This window comes from Arthrobacter rhizophilus, from assembly GCF_026241105.1.
GTDB lineage: Bacteria > Actinomycetota > Actinomycetes > Actinomycetales > Micrococcaceae > Arthrobacter.
This window is the reverse complement of record NZ_JAPFFT010000053.1, coordinates 1-17,877: the sequence shown is the minus strand read 5'-3', so window position 1 is coordinate 17,877 and position 17,877 is coordinate 1. Positions and strand designations below refer to the sequence as shown.

Below are 17,877 nucleotides of genomic sequence, written 5' to 3'. Positions count from 1 at the left end.
AGTCCACTCGAAGTGCGGCTCCCGCCATGGCGGGAGCCGCACTTCGAGTGGACTAGTCCTTCTTGAAAGCGTCCTTGACCTTTTCGCCGGCCGATTTCAGGTCGCTCTTGCTCTGATCCATCTTGCCTTCGGCTTCGAGCCTCTCGTTACCCGTCAGCTTTCCGGCGGCTTCCTTGGATTTGCCCGCAAGCTTTTCCCCGGTGTTTTGGATCTTGTCATCTGCACCCATGGACGTACTCCTTTGGTGGTAATGGTTTTACTTCTTCTCGCCTTCTCACCAAGTGGCGGAAGGCGGGCCGCTGTGGGGCCAGCTGTCGTTGGTTAGGCGCGAGACCTGCGGCCGGACATAAAGCTGAGGAGCCAGCCGATGGCCGCGACGATCAGGAGGACCACGCCGACCCAGAGGAGCCAGCTGACGGCCTGCGAGAATCCGCCGACGAGCAGAAGGATGATTGCAACAACGCCTGCAATGATCAGAAGGGTGTTCATAGTCTCACATTCCTTACTTGAGCGGGGCCACCGGCAAATGCCCGGCCCCTCGCGGTGTATTCGGTTGTCAGTTCGCTTCCGAACCGTGGTTCCACACCAAGCCCCCGGACCCCGTGCGAAGTGTTTACGTAGCGGATGCCGTATTGTTCCCGGAGTTTTTATCCGGTCAGAACCGGTACCGACTTCCTCCATCGTACTACTAAGCACCCTTATCAAATCAAGTGCTAAGTACGCTTATCAAAAATTCTGGGTATCGTCGTAGGGTGGGCGGAAGGACTGGCGCCGGTACCTGGCGCTGATCCGGCCCATTGTCAGCAGTCGTCTTGGAGGGGAAACCATGAAAGCATCGCAAGCTCTGGCAGACAGTCTTCAGCTTGTCCTGACGGACCTTATTGAACTCCAGCTACAGGGCAAACAGGCCCACTGGAATATTGTTGGCGCTAATTTCCGGGACCTGCATCTTCAACTCGACGAACTTGTTGCAGCGGCGCGGGAGTTCGCTGACGAAACAGCCGAAAGGATGCGGGCACTTCATGCACTCCCCGATGGCAGGAGCAGCACCATCTCTGCCTCGACCCGCCTGGAGCAGTTCCCCGCGGGATTGACCAAGACCAAGGACGCCGTGAAGCTGATCACCGATCGCCTGGAGCGCACAGTCCAAACCATGCGAGATGTCCACGACCAAGTGGACGAAGAAGATCCCACGACGGCGGACCTCCTGCATGCGTTCATCGCACGCTTGGAGCAGCTCGCGTGGATGATAAGCGCCGAGATCATGTCCGCCGGCGCGCCCGTGGCAGACCCACAGGAAGCTTAGGCACCGGGAAGCAGGGTTTGGGCCAGCGCATGCCGCGGCTCCGACGTAGTCACCCGGGCACGCCTGGTATCTCCCGGCGAAGGTCCGGCCGTGGTTTCAGCTACCACCGCCCGGACGGATCCCTTGTACTAGGCGATGAGCGCATGCGCCTGGAAGCTCTCGCAATTCCTCCCGCGTGGGCCGATGTCTGGATTTGCCCATTCGAAAACGGGCATGTCCAGGCAATGGGAGTGGACGACGCCGGCCGGAGCCAATACATTTACCACCCCGGGTGGCGGGCGCGCCAGGACACTGAAAAGTTCATCCGGGCAGCGCGGCTCGGGGTTGCCCTGCCCAAAGCGCGGCGGTTGGCCGCGCGTCATCTGCGCGAGTCACCTTCGGAAAAGACCAGAACCCTGGCCGCGGCTGTGCGGCTCATGGATCTCGGAGCCTTGCGCGTTGGATCAGAGGGCTATATGCGGCGCAATGGATCATATGGCCTCACGACCCTGAGATGTAAGCACGTGCATGTCACGGGAGACACGGTTTCCCTGCACTTTCCGGGGAAGAGCGGTCAAGCGTGGGAATCCACCATAAATGACCCCGCGCTGGCCCGGTTCCTCAAGCCATTGGCAGACAGGCCTGGCAAACAACCACTGCTGGCCTTCAAAGAAGGCGACGGCTGGGCCTCCCTGGATGCCGCGATGGTCAACGACTATCTTCGCCACATCACGGGCGGCGACTACACGGCCAAGGACTTCCGCACCTGGAAAGGCACTGCGGCGGCCGGCATGGCGCTCGCGGGCACGGCCGGGAAATTGCCGGCGGGCCGGCAGATCCTTGAGGCCATCAAGCAAACCGCTGAACTACTCGGCAACACACCAACGGTGGCCAGGGCCGCCTACGTTGATCCTCGCGTTGTGGAGGGTTTCCTGGCCGGTGATCTCGGACAGCTCAGGGCCACGGAGTCGGATATCGCGGACTATCTGATGTCTTTGCAGTGAAAACAAAAGAGCATGCTCCCCGTTGGCTGCGAGGAATGGACATAGTGCGAATATGTCCATTCCTCAGTGCCAAGAGGGGGCATGCTCAGTGGGTTACTCGGCGTCGTGGTCCGTTTCGAGGATCTTCACGAGGCGGTCCAGGGCTTCGTCGGCACCGGCGCCCTCGGCACGCAGCACAACGACGTCGCCGTATGAAGCTCCGAGGCTCATGAGGGACAGGATGCTGGCGGCATCCATGGCGTCATCGGCGGGCTCGCCTTCGCGGGCGATGGTGACCTCGAGGTCCAGTTCGCCGGCGGCTTCGGCGAAGATGGCTGCCGGGCGGGCGTGCAGGCCGACGCGGCTGGCGATGGTGGCGGTACGTTCGGACATTGTTGCTCCTTCGATTGTGGGCTTGGGGAAAGTCTAGAGACCCAGCTCGTCCAAGATGGGCAGCTGGGCGCGAACGGTTTGGCGCGCGGCGGATGCACTCGGGGCGGACAATGCCGCCGCCGCGAGTTTTTGGGCATGCGCAATGGTAACGGTTGCCAGGACGGCGGAGACGGCCGCCAGTGCGCGGGCACTCATGGAGAGCGTCGTGACGCCCAGTCCAACGAGTACGACGGCGAGGGCGGGGTCCGCGGCTGCCTCGCCGCAGACTCCCACGGGCCGAGCAGTGCCACCCGCGTTGGCGGCAGCAGCGCCGCCAACGGTCAACTTCACGAGCCGCAGCACGGCTGGCTGCCACGGATCATTGAGCGCGGCGAGCGGGCCGAGTTGACGGTCCGCGGCCATGGTGTATTGGGTGAGGTCGTTGGTTCCGAGCGATGCGAAGCTGACTTCGCGCAGCAGGGTGGCGGCGGTCAGGGCAGCCGACGGGACCTCCACCATGACGCCGGGGATTTTCAGGCCGGCGGCGGAGCAGAGGACCGCGAAATGTGCGGCTTCCTCGGCCGTGGAGATCATGGGTGCCATGACCCACACTTCGGCCTGGTTGTTGGCCTCCGCGGCGGCGATCGCCTTGAGCTGGCGCTCGAGGACGCCGGGGGAGGTGAGGTCGGTGCGGTACCCGCGGACGCCCAGAGCGGGGTTGGGCTCATCCGCGTTGGTGAGGAACGGCAGGGGCTTGTCAGCGCCGGCGTCGAGCGTTCGGACCACAACCTTCTTGCCCGGGAACGCCGCAAACACGGCGCCGTAGGCGGCGATCTGCTCCTCGACGGTGGGCTCGTCGTCGCGATCCAGGAAACAGAATTCGGTTCGCAGCAAACCGACGCCCTCGGCGCCGGCGTCGGCGGCTTTGACCGCATCGGCACCCGTACCGACGTTGGCGAGCAGCGGAATCCGGAAACCGTCGGCCATCTCGTTGCTGCCGTTGAAGGCGGTAACGGTAGACGCCTGGGTGGCCCATGCCTTGGCCGCAAGGCGGAGTTCCTCACCGGGATCCACCGTGATGGTGCCGGCAGCGCCGTCGATGTAGATCTCGGTGCCGTCCCCAATCTCGTCGACCCCCGGGGCCGCGACGATCGCAGGCAGGCCCAGGGCACGGGCCAGGATGGCGGTGTGGGATTGCGGGCCGCCGCTTGAGGTGACCAAGGCGATTACCTTGGCAGGGTCCAAGGTGGCGGTGTCTGCCGGGGCGAGGTCCTCGGCGGCCAGGATGAACGGAACGTCCGACGTCGGGATGCCCGGCGCAGGCAGTCCGCGCAGTTCCGAGACGATGCGGGCGCGGACGTCCAGGACGTCCGCCACGCGCTCTGCCATGTAGCCGCCGAGGGCCTTCAATGAGTCTGCAACCGTGGCGCCCGCCTCCCAGATGGCCCGTTCAGCGGTACGTGCGCCGCCCGGGGCATCGGGGGAGAGGAGCTTGATGGCCGATTTCACCAGCATCGGATCGGCGGCCATCAAGGCGGTTGCTTCCAAGACCTCTTTGCCTTCGCCGGACGCGGTGGCGGCTCGGGCACGGAGTTCCGCCTGCACGGCCTTGGCGGCATCTTTGATGCGCTGGCCTTGCGATTCGACGGTAACGTCCGCAGGCATGTTGACTGCCCCCTGCAGCCAGGCTGCCGGTTCTTGAACCGGCTTCGGCATCTGCCGCACCGGCCCCAGAACACGCCCGGGAGCAACGCCTACGCCTGAAAAGGTCTGCATGGATTAATCCTCTATTTGCTTGCTAACGGTTGGCGTCAGGCTGCGGCAACGGCCGGAACAGGCTCTGCCTCAACGGGCGTCCGGACTGCCCAGCGCTTGAGTGCCAGCAGGACCATGGCCGTGATCACGACGCCTACTGCGATTGAGCCGAAGAACAACAGGAAGTTGTTCATGGCGAAGAAGACGAAGATTCCGCCGTGCGGAGCCTGCGAGGTGACCCCGAAGGCCATGCTCAGTGCACCGGTCACGGCGCCGCCCACCATGCTGGCCGGGATGACGCGCAGCGGGTCGGCAGCAGCGAACGGAATCGCCCCTTCGGAGATGAAGGAAGCACCCAGCAGCCAGGCCGCCTTGCCGTTTTCACGCTCGGCCAGGCTGAAGCCCTTCTTGTTGAGCACGGTTGCCAGTGCCATGGCGAGCGGGGGAACCATGCCGGCTGCCATGACGGCGGCCATGATCTGCCAAGGAGCCTGATTGGCTACACTTCCGGCGCCGAGGCCGGCCACGGCGAAGGAGTAGGCCACCTTGTTGACGGGACCGCCCAGGTCGAAGCACATCATGAGGCCGAGGATGATGCCGAGAACGATGGCGGAGACGCCAGTCATGCCGGAGAGCCACGCGTTGAGGCCCTTGGTGATTGCAGCGATGGGGCCGCCGAGAACCAGGAACATGAGCCCTGAAGCAACGATCGAGGCCGCGAGCGGGATGATGACCACGGGCATGAGGCCGCGCAGCCAGCGCGGGACCTTGAAGGTGCCGATCCAGTGTGCCGTGACACCAGCCAGCAGGCCGCCTACAAGGCCGCCCAGGAAGCCTGCCCCCATGTAGCCGGCAACAGCGCCGGAGACAAAACCAGGGGCGATGCCGGGCCGGTCCGCGATGCCGTAAGCGATGTAGCCCGCCAAGGCGGGGACGAGGAAGCCAAGGGACAATGCGCCGATCTTGAACAGCACGGCGCCTAGGTATGCGCCCAATGGGCCCCAAGCGTGCGCCGGGAAATCGGTGGGAAGGCTGCCAAGCGTGTTCGCGCCGAGGATCTTGTCGGCGGCACCGGCGATCTCGTAGCCGCCCAGGAGGAAGCCCAAAGCAATCAGTAGGCCGCCACCGGCCACGAACGGGATCATGTAGCTGACACCGGTCAGCAGGACCTTCTTGACCTTGGTGCCGAAGTGCTCGCTGGCAGCCTCTGATGCGTGTTCGGCGTTTTCTTCGGCGCCGAAGTGCGGAACGCGGTGTGCACGAGGGTCGGAGGCGGCTGCGAGGGCTTCCTGCACCATCTTGGCCGGCTCATCAATCCCGCGTTTCACGGGCGCGTTGATGACGGGCTTGCCGGCGAAGCGCTCCTTTCCGCGGACATCGACGTCTACCGCGAAGATCACGGCGTCTGCGGCGGCAATGACGGCCGGGTCCAGGGCGGTGAATCCGCCCGAGCCCTGGGTCTCAACCTGAAGGTCGACCCCCATTTCCTTGGCCGCAGCCACGAGGGAGTCGGCCGCCATGTAGGTGTGGGCAATGCCGGTGGGGCAGGCCGTGACGGCGACGATGCGCTTCGGCGCCATAGCGGAAGCGGCACGGGCCGAGGCCGGTGCAGCCTCTGCGGCAGGTTCGGCAACCGCCCCCGCTGCGTGCGCCGCTGGCTTGTCGGCCAGTGCACCGTCAACCAAGTCCACGATGTCCTGCTCAGTGGCAGCCGCACGGAGGGCCGCCGTGAAGTCCTTCTTGATGAGGGAACGGGCCAGCTTGGAGAGCAGCTTCAGGTGCTCCTGGTCTGCTCCTTCAGGGGCTGCGATGAAGAAGATGATGTCTGCAGGGCCGTCCTTGGCGCCGAAGTCCACTTTCCGGGAGAGCCGGGCCATCGCCAAGGCGGGCTCGGTCACGGCCACGGAACGGCAGTGCGGGATAGCGATGCCGCCGGGCACGCCTGTGGCAGTCTTCTGCTCGCGGGCGAAGGCGTCGGCGAAGAGCCCTTCAACCTCGGAGGCGCGTCCGGCTGCGGCAACTTTGCCAGCCAGGAAACGGATGACGTCGGCGGGAGAATCGCCGAGGTTCTGGTCAAGGGAGACCAGTTGGGGGGTGATGAGCTGAGTCACTGTTAGTCCTTCTAGAGGGCCGTGATGGTTACGGCGTCGGGAGTTGTTTGGTGGACCGCCGGGACAGTGGAGCCCGGCAGCGAAGCAGCGGCGGCACCGTGTGCCACAGCCTGACGGAGGCAGTCCTGCGGGGAGCCGCCGCGAGTGGCGGCCAGCAGGTAGCCAGCAAGGGATGAATCGCCGGCACCAACTGTGCTGACGGCTTGGATCGGCGGATGCGTGGCGAGCCACGCGCCGTCGGCGGTTACCAGGACGGCGCCCTTGGAACCGAGTGTTGCGAGTACTGCACCCACACCGCTGCCGACGACGGCGGCGGCGGCCCTGGCGGCGAGGCCCGGGTCCGCTTCCAGTTCGTCAGCCGTGTGGACGTCTGTGAAGCCGGCTGCGGCGGCCAGTTCGGCCAATTCTTCAGCATTGGGCTTCAGGAGATCGGGCTTGCCGTTGATGGTGCCGGTGGAGTCGCCACTGATGGCGGCCGCCAGCGGGGCTCCGGAGGAGTCAATTGCTATGAGGGGGGCGTCGCCGTCGTTCCCGGAACGGAGCCGGCGGGCGACAGTGGCGTAAAAATCTGCCGGAACTCCTGGTGGGAGCGATCCGGCCAGTACCACCCAGCTCGCGCCACGGGAGCGGTCCAGCAGCAGCCCGATCAGGGCTTCCTGCTCGGCCAGGCTCAACTTCGGGCCGGGTTCGTTGATCTTGGTGGTGACGCCGTCCGGTTCGGTGAGCGTCACGTTGCTGCGCAACGGCTCACTGATGGGGAGCGCTGCGTAAGGGACGCCGTCGTCGAGCAGTCCCGCGAGGACGGGATCGGAATCCCCGCCCGGCAGAACGGCGACGGTGTCCAGACCCGAGGCGACCAGCGCCCGGGAGACATTGACGCCCTTGCCACCGGAGTGCTGGTGGACGGCGACAGCGCGCTGCACCTCACCGCGGGCCAGCGGGGCCGGGAGCTCCACGGTGCGGTCCAGGCTCGGGTTGGCGGTGAAGGTGACGATCATGCGATCACCACGTCGACGCCGGCCTCGGCCAAAGCGGCGGAGAGCTCCTCGGAGGGTTCCTGGTCAGTAATCACGGTGTCCACATCTTTCAGGGCAGCGAACTGGACGAGCGTTTCAGCGTCCAGCTTGGAGGAGTCCGCTAGGACGACGACGCGCCGTGCGGACGTGACGAAGGCGGCCTTGACGGCGGCTTCTTCGGGGTCAGGGGTGCTGAGCCCGAACGTGGCATGGATACCGTTGGCGCCGACGAAGGCGATGTCCGGGCGGAGCCGGGAAGCGGCTTCGACCGTGGACTGCCCGACTGCGGCCTGCGTGAGGCCGCGGACGCGACCGCCCAGGATCTGGAGGGAGATGTTCGGGTTGCCGGACAGCCGCCCGGCGATGGGGATGGCGTGGGTGATAACCACCAGTTCTTCACGCGCGGCGTTTCCGTTGGCGGAGGCCAGGTGCTGGGCCGTGCGTTGTCCCAGGAGGCGGGCCAGGGCCTCTGTGGTGGAACCGGCGTCGATCAGGATGCTGCCGGCCGCATTCTCGGGAATGAGCGCAAGGGCGGCCTCGGCGATACGGAGCTTTTCCGGTTGGCGCTGGATGGCGCGCTCAACGACGCTTTCCTCGCGGGTGCTGAGGCGGTCTGAGGGGACAGCCCCGCCGTGCACACGGCGGAGGTCGCCGGCGGATTCAAGGGCGGCGAGGTCGCGGCGGACAGTCTCCGTGGTGATGCTGAATCGGTCCGCAAGGTCCGTGACGCTGACCCGTCCGCGCTCGGCGACGAGCTCGGAGATCAGCTGTTGGCGCTCTTCAGCAAACACATACCCTCCATTGCGTACAAGCGATCAAGTACATCAGTGACAGTCATCACATGATGTGGAATTGCTTGACTCTATCTTTGTTCGTGTTGGTCTGTCAACAGAAAACAACATAAACAAAGATCTGGGATGGGCGAGAATGGCTGAGGTGTGTTGGAGGCTCGGCGGACGGGGGTTGCGGCGCGGGGGAGGGCGGGCCCGACGGGCCTCCAAAATGGCGACGCGCCGGTCCGATTGACCGGTCCGGCGCAGGGCCGGCCAGCCTGGATGGGTTGGTCAAAGTAGAGGCTGGCTGCCCTATCGCCGGACCGGAGAGTGCCCTACGGCCACTCGATCTCGCTGCGGCCGGGGTAGTCGACGGGGAGGTTGTCAGGGTCGGGAGGGTCCGGCAAGCGGAGCCGCGGAGAGGAATCCGTTTCCTTGCGATGCGTGTTTCTTTGTTTGTCCAGTTGGTCGAACTTTTGCTGAGGGTCGCCTTCGGGACGTCGGTTCTGCGTACTTTCGAGCTTCATGATGCTCCCTTTGGTAATGCTGCAAATTCTGCAATTCTGTTAGGTAGGTATTTCCCACTCGAAGCCGCATCTGCATCTCAAGATCTTGGTGAGGAGAAGGGTTTCCGGTGGAGAACTGCGAGATCGGGGCTGGCCGGACTGCGGCGTTCCGAAGCTTCGCACCGCAGTCTTCACCTCCCCGATGGGTTCGCCGCAATGGAAATAGTGGTTTCCGAACTCCAGGAGGCCATCCTGAATCCCCCGACGATTCAGGATGGCCGCCGCCTGCTGGACAGTGGCTGGGTGGCTGTAGGAAAACCCGCAGGACATACACGTGTAGAACACGGCGAGCCGTTGGGAAGGCCGCGGAGTCTGGGCCTGGATGGATTCGATGTGCAGGTGCGTGTCTGTGCTACAACCGCTACACCACAGGGGAAGGACGCCGGACTGATGAGGTTCGCGAGGTATCGGGGACTCGGAGATGGTCGACATCGATTAGCTCCGCCCCGGTATCAGGCATGTGCTCATGGGGCAGCACCTTCATGTTGAATGAAATGGCGCCCGGCTGCTTGAGCGAAACAGGCCGAAGGCTCGACCCCTGTCCGGTGGTCTGCGCGGACTTTAGAAGAAATTGTGCACTCCACATCCCCGTTGCGCAACCCCCGGCGGAGAGTTTATCCAAGTGGTGGACGCTGAATTGGGAAGCACTTTCCCTCCATTGCCGCCCCGCTGCCCCTAGACTGAGCCATGGACGAAATGAGCTTGGACGCCTCGGTGGTGGGGCAGCTCCAGGATTTGGTCATCGACAGCGAGGACGTCAGTGGCTTCCTCGAAGACCTTGCGGTATTCACGGCGTCGTCAGTGTCCGCTGCCCGGGGCCAGGACGTCTTGTGCGGGGTCACGCTGAGCCGACGCCGCCGATCGATGACGATCGCCGGAAGCAGCCACGAAGCCCGCCTCATTGACGAGGTGCAGCAAGCTTACGGAGACGGACCGTGTTTGGAAGCGATGAGGACCGGGAAGACCGTCCTCGTTTCGGACACGTCCGCGGACGCGCAATGGCCTGAATACTGCACCACCATCGCGGAGCGCGGGCATTTGGCTGTGCTCTGCGTCCCGTTGGGCCTGGAAGAGGGTGCGACGGCGGCGATCAACCTGTTCGCCTTGCAGCGCAATGCTTTCGATGAGGCATCCATCAGCAGCTGCGAACAATTCGCAAGCCAAGCAGAAAAGGCCTTGCGGCTGGCGATTCGGATCGGTGTGACGCAACAACGCGCAGAAGATCTCGAGCAGGCCATGCGTTCCCGGACGGCCATCGATCTCGCAACCGGCGTCATCATGGGCCAGAACAGGTGCAGCCAGGAAGAAGCCTTCAGGATTCTGACCAAGGCCTCAAACGGCAGGAACCAGAAGCTGAGGGATGTTGCGGAATCCCTTCTCCAATCCTTGACAAGCGAGACGCCAATTTCGCATTTCCAGCCGTAAGCGCCCAGCCCCTAAGGCGGCCTCAGCCTCCAAGGCGGCTTCAGGCCGCCGACCGGCCGGGTCTTGGGCGGCGGGTCCGGAGCTGTTGGTCCGGGGCCTAGTTGCGCTCCGCGATATTTTTGACGCTCGCAACGAGACTGTCCCACATGCCTTTCGAATGTGCGGCTTCATCGGCGCTGGCGTTGTTGTCCTGGGTCAAGGTCAGCTTGGTAACCCCGCCTTCAGGCTCCAGCGTCCACGTCAGGGTGTGATAATTCCCAGGCTCGTCGTCCTGGCCGGACAGCGGACTGAAATGGGTGTTTACCAGCCGCCTCCCCGGCTCGAATTCGAGGATGACGCCCTTGTCTTCATACGCCTTCCCCTTCCAGATGCCGCGCCAAGCGATGGGCCCGCCCAACGTCCAGTCGGTGACAACATCGGTTCCGAACATGAACTCCTTGATGGCCTGGGGGTCGGTGAGTACGGACCACACGCGATCGGCGCTTGCTTGGATCGCGAGGGATGAACTCGCAATGAAATTGCCCGTCATGTCCTTCTCCTTCTGCAGCCTGCCTGCGTCCTCGCGCCGGCCCAACAGAGTCTACGCCCGGGGTGGAGAGGCCAACGCGGAGGCTCCGGTGGACTTGCCGCTGCTGTTAAGCGCGAGCTCGCCGAAACGGTGCCGGCTCGCCGGAGCCTTTCGGTGACCCGGGCGTGTTCCGGCGATTTCGACGCCGACGGCGGCGGCACCCATCCTCGGTTAGGGCCGTCTCCCGGCGCCGCTCCTGGAAAATCACCTCGGCTGTTGGCTTGAATCGAAGTACTTGACCTCGCCGTCGAATTCCAACGCGACCTTGGCCTCGCGCCAGGCAAGGTCGAGCCGATGCTGGCCTTCCCGGCTGTGCACCTGAACCTGCAGTTCAGGCACCAGCAACTCAACCGCGAGATGAGTTCGCGGCACAAGGTTTCGCCGACCGACCTTGGCCTCCCTCAACCGGGCCCTGTCGCGGTGCTGCCACTGCATCACCAGCTTGGAAACGAAAGTGCGGCCAACCGTTGAGGAAGCCGTCAAATGGATCAACTTGGAGTACATTCCGCGGCTGGTTGCCCTAAAGGGGGGCTGGCGATGGGCCAGACGCTAACACTACGTCTGGCCCATCAAGGACAACACTTGATCCGGATCGTGGGGCCTTCCTGGGATGCCTGCGGGAGTTGCGACCTTCTTGCCAGAAAAGGGCACATAGGCTCTTTCTATGGAAACAGTCGCCTGGTCCAAACCGGAAAGCGAGCGTGCCGGAACGCCGCTGCTTGTGATGATGCACGGATACGGTACGGACGAACAGCGAATGGTGAATCTCTTCCCACATCTCCCTAAGGAATTCACCTGCGCCGCGCTCCGTGGGCCCATGCCGATCGGCGACCACTACGGCTGGTTCCTGCTGGACTATTTCCTGGCCAACGACTTTGCGGACGTCATCACCGCCACCAATAAGGTGTTCGCCTGGATTGACTCAGTCAAACGCCACCACAGTAGCGTGAGCCTACTGGGCTATTCCCAGGGCATGGCCATGGCCAGTACCCTCCTGCGGCTTCGTCCGGAAGGCTTCAAGGCGACCGTGGGCCTCTCCGGATTCGTCCTGGAAAACGAGCTTTTGGCCCTCAGTGAATCCTTCGACTCGCCACCGCCGTTCTTCTGGGGCCGGGACAAAGCTGATCCCGTGATCTTCAGTGATGCCATTGAGCACACGGCGGAATGGCTCGACAAAAACACCGCCCTCACCGCGCGAACCTACCCCGGTATGGGGCATCGGATCGAGGCCCCGGAAATGGCTGATGTCAGCGCGTTTCTGAAGTACTACGTCCTCCACTGAGGTGAGGTCCGCGTCACATTCAGTGACGCTGGAAAACAACTCTTGATTGCCAAAATTGTAAGCGCTTACACTCTTCTTCGGCGGTGCACGGATGTGCCGCCTAATCCAGAAGATGAAAGGGTTGAGGCTGTGTTGAATGGTTAAGGCTCAACGCGTGACAATTCAGGACGTCGCAGTCCTCTCAGGCTTGTCCATCTGCACCGTTTCACGCGCTCTGCGGAACCTGCCGAACGTGTCCGAAAAAGCACAAGCGAAAGTGGCCGACGCCGCCGCCAAGCTCGGCTACAAGGCATCCTCCGCCGCAGCCCGGTTGGCCGGTGGAAGTACAGGTTCCATAGCGATCATCGCCCCCACCGCCACGGCCTGGTTCTTCGCCCAGGCCGTCGAGGCAGCCGAGGAAGTGTTCGGAGACAGCGGTTTCGACACTGTTTTGATCAGCCTGCGCGGCAAGTCGAGCGTCAAACAGAAGATCTTCGGCGACCTCCTTGGCCTGTCCCAACGCGTGGACGGCGTGTTGCTCCTCAACGTTGACTTGAGCGAATACGAGGTTGCGCTCCTGGCCGCCTCCGGCCTTGCAGTTGCAAGCGTGGGGATGACTTCCGTACCGTGGGACAACGTAGGGATCGACGACGAACTTGCGGCCTGGCAGGCCACCTCGCACCTTTTGGGGCTGGGGCATTGGGATTTGGCGGTCCTTTCCGGTCGCGAAACCCTGGAGAATTCCGTGCTGACGTCCAGCGACAGGCTCAAGGGATTCGGCCGGGCATTGAAAGACCATCACCTGACCGTTCATCCGGACTTGGTCATCAACTCGGATTCCACCATCGACGGCGGCCGCAAAGCCATGAACGAACTCATTGCTCACAGAAGCCTTCCCACGGCGGTCTTCGCGGATTGTGATGAGGCGGCCTTCGGAGCCCTGATGGCCATGCGCGAGCACGGACTGTCCGCGCCGAAGAATGTCTCCGTGATTGGAATCGACGACCACCCCATGAGTTGGTTCCTTGGACTGAGCACAGTGGCGCAGCCGGTGGCGGACCAAGGTGCCTTTGCTGCCAACCTGCTCGTTGACCGCCTCCAGAACGCCGACGCTCCCAACGAACCCTCCAACCATTTCCTCGACACCAAGCTTATTGAACGCAAAACCACGCGCCGCCAACGCTGAACGGACCACTGCACACCATGACTGATACCCGAGCAACCCAGAAAACTGCCTGGACGGGCGCTACCGCGCTCCTTTTCGACCTCGACGGCGTGCTGACGCCCACCGCCGTCGTGCATGAACAGGCCTGGCAGGAGCTCTTCGACGGCTACCTGGCGGAAACCGGCCACCCGGACGCCTACCAGGAGAGTGACTACTTCGACCACATCGATGGCAAGCCGCGCTTCGACGGTGTACGGGATTTCCTCACCTCCCGCGGAATCAGCTTGCCGGAAGGACCCACCGACGACGATCCCGCCAACACGAGCGTGCAGGGCCTGGGCAACCGCAAGAACCTGATCTTCAATGAGATCGTAGATTCGCGCGGCGTCGAGCCCTACGCGGGCTCCGTCCGGTTCATCCACGCCGCCTTGGAGCTGGGACTCAAGCTCGCCGTCGTATCCTCTTCGCGCAACGCACCTGCGGTCCTGAAGGCGGCCGGACTGGATGGCTACTTCCCTGTGGTGGTCGACGGCCAGGTGGCGGCCGCCGTCGGGCTTCCCGGCAAGCCGGACCCCGCCACTTTCCGTTACGCCGCCGCGCTGCTGGACGTTCCCGCGGCGGGCTGCGTCGTCGTCGAGGACGCAGTGTCCGGGGTGCAGGCCGGCAGCGCCGGTAACTTCCGCGCGGTAATCGGGGTGGACCGCGGGGCCGGTCACCAGACCCTGCTCGACGCCGGTGCAACGTTCGTGGTCGACGACCTCGACGATCTCCTCTAACCAAGCCGTTTCCCCAGAAACAGAAGGAACCCAACATTCCATGGCACTCATCAGCTCTGATCGGCTGCGCTTCCCTTGTGAACCGTGGAAGCTCGTGGAGAGCATCCACGTTCCCGGTGACGCCGGCACGCTCGAAACCCTTTTCAGCCTCGGCAACGGCCACCTTGGCATCCGCGGCGCCCACTGGGCGGGGGCGGACGCCGAACTTCCCGGCACGTTCATCAACGGCTTCCACGAAACGTGGGACATCAAGCACGCCGAGAACGCGTATGGCTTCGCGCGCACGGGACAAAGGATTGTCTACGTTCCCGATGCCAACAACTTCAACGTTGTCATCGACGGCGAGCAGCTGAGCCTCACCGAGTCCGCGGTGCAGAATTACCGCCGCAGCATCGACTTCGCCACGGGCGTGTACGAATGCGCCATCACCTGGGAATGCCGTTCCGGGGCCACCGTCACCACGGTGGAGCGCCGCGCCGTCGGGATTGAATCCAGGGGTTCCCTTGGCATCGAGCTCAGCCTCACCACCGATCGCCTTGTGTCTGCGGACATCACGTCGCTGGTGATCAACCGGCAGGACCAGGCTGTGGAGGACCACTCGGCCCACGACCCCCGCCGCTCCGGCCGCCACGCCGGCCGGGTGCTTGTCCCGCTCCACCTCCAAGGTTCGGACGGTTCCCTCCGCATGGCCTGGGAAACCGCGGAATCCCGGCAGCGCATCGGCATGGCCGTGGACCACTGGATTTCCGCAGAAGGCCAGCCGTTCGAAACCGTGGTGGGGGAGGACGAGTCCACGGTCCGCTACGTCATGGCAGTGGGCGAGGGCGAGACCTTCCGCCTGGAGAAGAGCGTCAGCTACGTCGTGAACAGCGCCAGTGCGCCGCAGCAAGGTGAGTTGCTGGCCGCGGATGCTGAACTGGGGCTCGTGCCGTTCGACGCGCTCCTCGCCGAAGGGGCAGCACACTACCGCGACTACTGGTCCACCGCGGACATCACCATTGGTGGCCAGCCAGAACTGCAGCAGGCCGTGCGCTGGAGCTTGTTCCAGCTCGCCCAGGCCACTGCACGTGCCGGCGTCGCGGGCATCCCAGCCAAGGGAGTCAGCGGCTCCGGCTACGAAGGTCATTACTTCTGGGACCAGGAGGTATACCTGCTGCCGTACCTGACGTACACCAACCCGTCAGCTGCCAGGCAGGTTCTTGAGTCCCGCCATGGCATGCTGCCCGACGCCCGGATCCGGGCCAAGGAACTGAGCGTGGACGGTGCCCTGTTCCCGTGGCGCACCATCAACGGGCTTGAGGCCAGCGCCTACTACGCCGCCGGCACCGCGCAGTTCCACATCGCCGCGGCCATCTCGTTCGCCGCCAACCGCTACCAGTGGGCCAGCGGCGACGCCGGCTTCCGCACCGAGGTGGGCGCCGATCTGTTGATTGAGACAGCACGCATGTGGGCTTCGCTGGGCTTCTTTGGCAAGGACGGGATGTTCCACATCCACGGCGTCACCGGCCCGGATGAGTACACGGCTGTGGTCAACGACAACCTCTACACCAACGTCATGGCCCGCTTTAACCTGCGTGCCGCCGCGGCCCTGGAACATCCTGACGTCCCGGAAACGGAGCGGATGGTGTGGCAACAGGCCGCCGCGCGCATGTCCCTTCCCTACGATCCGCATATGGAGATCTACAGCCAGGACAACGACTTCATGACCCTGGAGCCGTGGGACTGGTCCACGCCACGGTCCAAGTACCCGCTGTTGCTCCATTTCCACCCGCTGGTGATCTACCGGCACCAAGTCCTCAAGCAAGCAGACACGGTGTTGGCGATGTTCCTGCAGTGGCAGGACTTCACGGCTGAGGAAAAGCAGCGCGCCTTCGACTTCTACGATCCCATCACCACCGGCGACTCCACCTTGTCGGCGTGCGTGCAGGGGATCATGGCGGCCGAGGTGGGCTATTCCGACATCGCGCTCAAGCATTTCACCGAGGCCTTGTTCATCGACCTGGACAACACGCACGGCAACACCGTTGATGGAGTGCACATCGCGTCCACCGGCGGGATCTGGAGCTCCTTGGTCTGCGGATTCGCGGGCATGCGCGACCAGGGCCAGGTCCTGCACTTCGATCCGCGGCTGCCGGCCGAGTGGGATAGCCTGTCCTTCCGAATCAAGATCCGGGGGCGGCTGTTATCCGTCGAGCTGCGTCCGGGGTCCATCAGCCTTGCTCTGGTTGCGGATTCAGGTTCAGCGCCCGACGCCGGTGCGGCGCCTTTGGAGGTCCCCGCACCTTTGGAGCTCAGCGTGCGCGGGCAGCGGGTCGTGGTCGGCGTCGAGAGCGTCACTGTGCCGCTCGACGCGGTGCCGGTCCCCGCGCCGTCGGTCTTCCCGAGTCTCTTCCCTACGGCGGGACTTCCGGTGATCGGAAACGCGCGGGTCTAACCAACCCGTCGACTGCTCCGTAACTGCCGTTTTGGGCCCTCAGAACGGCAGTGGGCCCACGCCGGCGAGGGCCCCGGCCTGAGCTTGCGAAGGCTGGGAGCCGGTGGGGAGCAATGGATGGAGGATGCTCCCTACTTAGGCGCTATGCCCCGCATGCTGTTGTTCCGCTTCTCATGGGTAAGTTCGGCGAGGCCAAGAGCCTCCAGGAGCGGTGGCATGTACATCCCGAAGCGGCCGCGGTAACCCTTGCGCAGGCCGTACCAACCGCCCACCGGATTGCCGCCGGCGCGGCCCCAGGCCTCAACGGTGCCTTCGGCGGCAGGCTTGCTCTCGTCGGCGGCCCCGAGCGGCACCCAATCACCTTGCTGGAGAAGCCACGCATGCAGGTCCTCGATGGCGCTCAAATGGTATTTGAGGGTGGTGGAGCCGACCTGGCAGACCAGCGCCGGTGGGTCTCCCGCCTCATCCCGGTACATCGTGTAGTCGGAGGAACCGGGCGGTGTGGTGAGCGTCCAGGGTCTTCCTTGGATCCAGCGGCCATGTGACGGTGTCCTTTCCTGGCGCGCGTTGCGCGGGTGTTGGCTACACGCTACACAGGGCTGGGCGACGCCGGAAGGCGGACCGCGGGGCCGCGCAGAAAGTCCTCGATGGCGGCGGCGGCTGCGGGAGCTCCCCCGGAACCGCGGACGCGGGCCGTCATTGCCTCGAGGTTGCCCCGAATCGCGGGATCCTCGCTGACTTCAATGACCGTTTCCCGAATCAGTTCGGGAGTAAGTCCTTCAAGGGGTAGCCGTCGCCCGAGTCCCAGGTCCTCCACCCGGCGCGCGTTGGCTTGCTGTTCCGGCTGCAGCGGGAAGGCCGCCAACGGCACCCTGGCCACGCCGAACATTCCGCCTGGGTGGCAGACATGACCGGCTCCGATAAGCCTTTCGACCCTGCATTCCTGGACATCGCGGCTGTGAACCTGGCGCTGGCCGAGGAGTTCTAACCCCCGGATTTTGAGGTGAAAAGGCCCAGTCCTTAACGCCAGGCACAGCGTCTTCCACGCACGCTCCCCCACCCGCTTCTCGCCGCATAACGGACGTTATGTCAAGGTGTCAGTATGTCCGGACAAATAGATCTTTGAATTAAGGTTACCAGCTATGCCGTTCCTGATGTCCGGTCTCATCTAAGTTGGCCCAGTCTCATTACAGATGGACCATTAATGGTTTCCGTCTCACCTCAGGCGGACCACCGGCCCATTACCCGCGTATTTCCTAGGAGCTGGCCTCACTCATCGGCACTTGCTGCGATTCTGCGTCGTGGGCCACCTCTGATATGTAGGTCTGGTTGTCAATAGCCATAGGTGAGCGGCTCCTGGGTTGTGGTTCCGGGGCCGCTCATCTTG

General features: G+C 64.0%; 18 protein-coding genes and 1 pseudogene. 7 read left to right on the top strand and 12 right to left on the bottom strand.

From position 1 onward, the window contains the following. Positions 1–52 precede the first annotated feature (52 nt). Both OOZ51_RS21745 and OOZ51_RS21740 read right to left on the bottom strand, forming a co-directional pair. The gene (locus OOZ51_RS21745) at positions 53–229 is read right to left on the bottom strand and encodes a CsbD family protein (protein WP_265982027.1); all 177 of its coding nucleotides are present in this window, start codon (positions 227–229) and stop codon (positions 53–55) included. Positions 230–321: 92 nt separating this feature from the next. Then, positions 322–489 (bottom strand): hypothetical protein, encoded by a 168-nt coding sequence (locus OOZ51_RS21740; protein ID WP_265982026.1) that lies wholly within the window; start codon positions 487–489, stop codon positions 322–324. Positions 490–826: 337 nt separating this feature from the next. Here OOZ51_RS21740 and OOZ51_RS21735 point away from each other — a divergent pair, with 337 nt between their 5' ends. Both OOZ51_RS21735 and OOZ51_RS21730 read left to right on the top strand, forming a co-directional pair. Then, positions 827–1,306, top strand: coding sequence for a Dps family protein (locus OOZ51_RS21735; RefSeq protein WP_265982025.1), 480 nt, complete (start codon positions 827–829; stop codon positions 1,304–1,306). A 29-nt stretch (positions 1,307–1,335) separates the two neighbouring features. After that, entirely contained in the window at positions 1,336–2,289 is a 954-nt protein-coding gene (locus OOZ51_RS21730) for a DNA topoisomerase IB (protein WP_265982024.1), read from the top strand. A gap of 93 nt (positions 2,290–2,382) precedes the next feature. Here OOZ51_RS21730 and OOZ51_RS21725 read toward each other — a convergent pair whose 3' ends face one another. The 6 genes from OOZ51_RS21725 to OOZ51_RS21700 all read right to left on the bottom strand — a co-directional run bounded on the left by OOZ51_RS21725 (position 2,383) and on the right by OOZ51_RS21700 (position 8,822). Then, the gene (locus OOZ51_RS21725; protein ID WP_265982023.1) at positions 2,383–2,661 is read right to left on the bottom strand and encodes an HPr family phosphocarrier protein; all 279 of its coding nucleotides are present in this window, start codon (positions 2,659–2,661) and stop codon (positions 2,383–2,385) included. 33 nt (positions 2,662–2,694) lie between these two features. Continuing rightward, complete coding sequence (gene ptsP / locus OOZ51_RS21720) at positions 2,695–4,416, bottom strand: phosphoenolpyruvate--protein phosphotransferase (RefSeq protein WP_265982022.1); 1,722 nt, start codon at positions 4,414–4,416, stop codon at positions 2,695–2,697. A 35-nt stretch (positions 4,417–4,451) separates the two neighbouring features. Continuing rightward, positions 4,452–6,506, bottom strand: a complete 2,055-nt coding sequence (locus OOZ51_RS21715; protein WP_265982021.1) for a PTS fructose transporter subunit IIABC — start codon at positions 6,504–6,506, stop codon at positions 4,452–4,454. 11 nt (positions 6,507–6,517) lie between these two features. Next, the gene (locus OOZ51_RS21710) at positions 6,518–7,504 is read right to left on the bottom strand and encodes a 1-phosphofructokinase family hexose kinase (protein ID WP_265982020.1); all 987 of its coding nucleotides are present in this window, start codon (positions 7,502–7,504) and stop codon (positions 6,518–6,520) included. Next, complete coding sequence (locus tag OOZ51_RS21705; protein ID WP_265982019.1) at positions 7,501–8,313, bottom strand: DeoR/GlpR family DNA-binding transcription regulator; 813 nt, start codon at positions 8,311–8,313, stop codon at positions 7,501–7,503. The genes OOZ51_RS21710 and OOZ51_RS21705 overlap by 4 nt, the downstream gene beginning before the upstream one ends. A 317-nt stretch (positions 8,314–8,630) precedes the next feature. Beyond that, a complete protein-coding gene (locus OOZ51_RS21700; RefSeq protein WP_265982018.1) occupies positions 8,631–8,822 on the bottom strand; it encodes a hypothetical protein in 192 nt (63 codons plus the stop codon). 726 nt (positions 8,823–9,548) lie between these two features. Here OOZ51_RS21700 and OOZ51_RS21695 point away from each other — a divergent pair. Beyond that, on the top strand, positions 9,549–10,286 hold the full coding sequence (locus OOZ51_RS21695; protein ID WP_265982017.1) for a GAF and ANTAR domain-containing protein: 738 nt from the start codon (positions 9,549–9,551) through the stop codon (positions 10,284–10,286). Positions 10,287–10,383: 97 nt separating this feature from the next. Here OOZ51_RS21695 and OOZ51_RS21690 read toward each other — a convergent pair whose 3' ends face one another. Both OOZ51_RS21690 and OOZ51_RS22575 read right to left on the bottom strand, forming a co-directional pair. Beyond that, positions 10,384–10,815 (bottom strand): SRPBCC domain-containing protein, encoded by a 432-nt coding sequence (locus OOZ51_RS21690; protein WP_265982016.1) that lies wholly within the window; start codon positions 10,813–10,815, stop codon positions 10,384–10,386. A gap of 193 nt (positions 10,816–11,008) precedes the next feature. Then, positions 11,009–11,252 (bottom strand): annotated as a pseudogene (locus tag OOZ51_RS22575) (type IV toxin-antitoxin system AbiEi family antitoxin domain-containing protein); the annotation flags it as partial. Positions 11,253–11,518: 266 nt separating this feature from the next. On the opposite strand from OOZ51_RS22575, the gene OOZ51_RS21680 reads away from it, so the two are divergent. The 4 genes from OOZ51_RS21680 to OOZ51_RS21665 all read left to right on the top strand — a co-directional run bounded on the left by OOZ51_RS21680 (position 11,519) and on the right by OOZ51_RS21665 (position 16,490). Next, the gene (locus OOZ51_RS21680) at positions 11,519–12,136 is read left to right on the top strand and encodes an alpha/beta hydrolase (RefSeq protein ID WP_265982014.1); all 618 of its coding nucleotides are present in this window, start codon (positions 11,519–11,521) and stop codon (positions 12,134–12,136) included. A 154-nt stretch (positions 12,137–12,290) separates the two neighbouring features. Beyond that, positions 12,291–13,301, top strand: a complete 1,011-nt coding sequence (locus tag OOZ51_RS21675; protein WP_265982012.1) for a LacI family DNA-binding transcriptional regulator — start codon at positions 12,291–12,293, stop codon at positions 13,299–13,301. Positions 13,302–13,318: 17 nt separating this feature from the next. Beyond that, positions 13,319–14,056: an HAD family hydrolase gene (locus OOZ51_RS21670; protein WP_265982010.1), complete on the top strand. Its 738-nt coding sequence runs from the start codon at positions 13,319–13,321 to the stop codon at positions 14,054–14,056. Positions 14,057–14,096: 40 nt separating this feature from the next. Beyond that, positions 14,097–16,490, top strand: coding sequence for a glycoside hydrolase family 65 protein (locus OOZ51_RS21665; RefSeq protein WP_265982009.1), 2,394 nt, complete (start codon positions 14,097–14,099; stop codon positions 16,488–16,490). A gap of 131 nt (positions 16,491–16,621) precedes the next feature. On the opposite strand, the gene OOZ51_RS21660 is transcribed toward OOZ51_RS21665, so the two are convergent. Both OOZ51_RS21660 and OOZ51_RS21655 read right to left on the bottom strand, forming a co-directional pair. After that, the gene (locus OOZ51_RS21660; protein ID WP_265982008.1) at positions 16,622–16,966 is read right to left on the bottom strand and encodes a DUF6855 family protein; all 345 of its coding nucleotides are present in this window, start codon (positions 16,964–16,966) and stop codon (positions 16,622–16,624) included. A 113-nt stretch (positions 16,967–17,079) separates the two neighbouring features. Beyond that, positions 17,080–17,379, bottom strand: coding sequence for a glycosyltransferase (locus OOZ51_RS21655; RefSeq protein ID WP_265982007.1), 300 nt, complete (start codon positions 17,377–17,379; stop codon positions 17,080–17,082). Between the last annotated feature and the right edge of the window lie 498 nt (positions 17,380–17,877).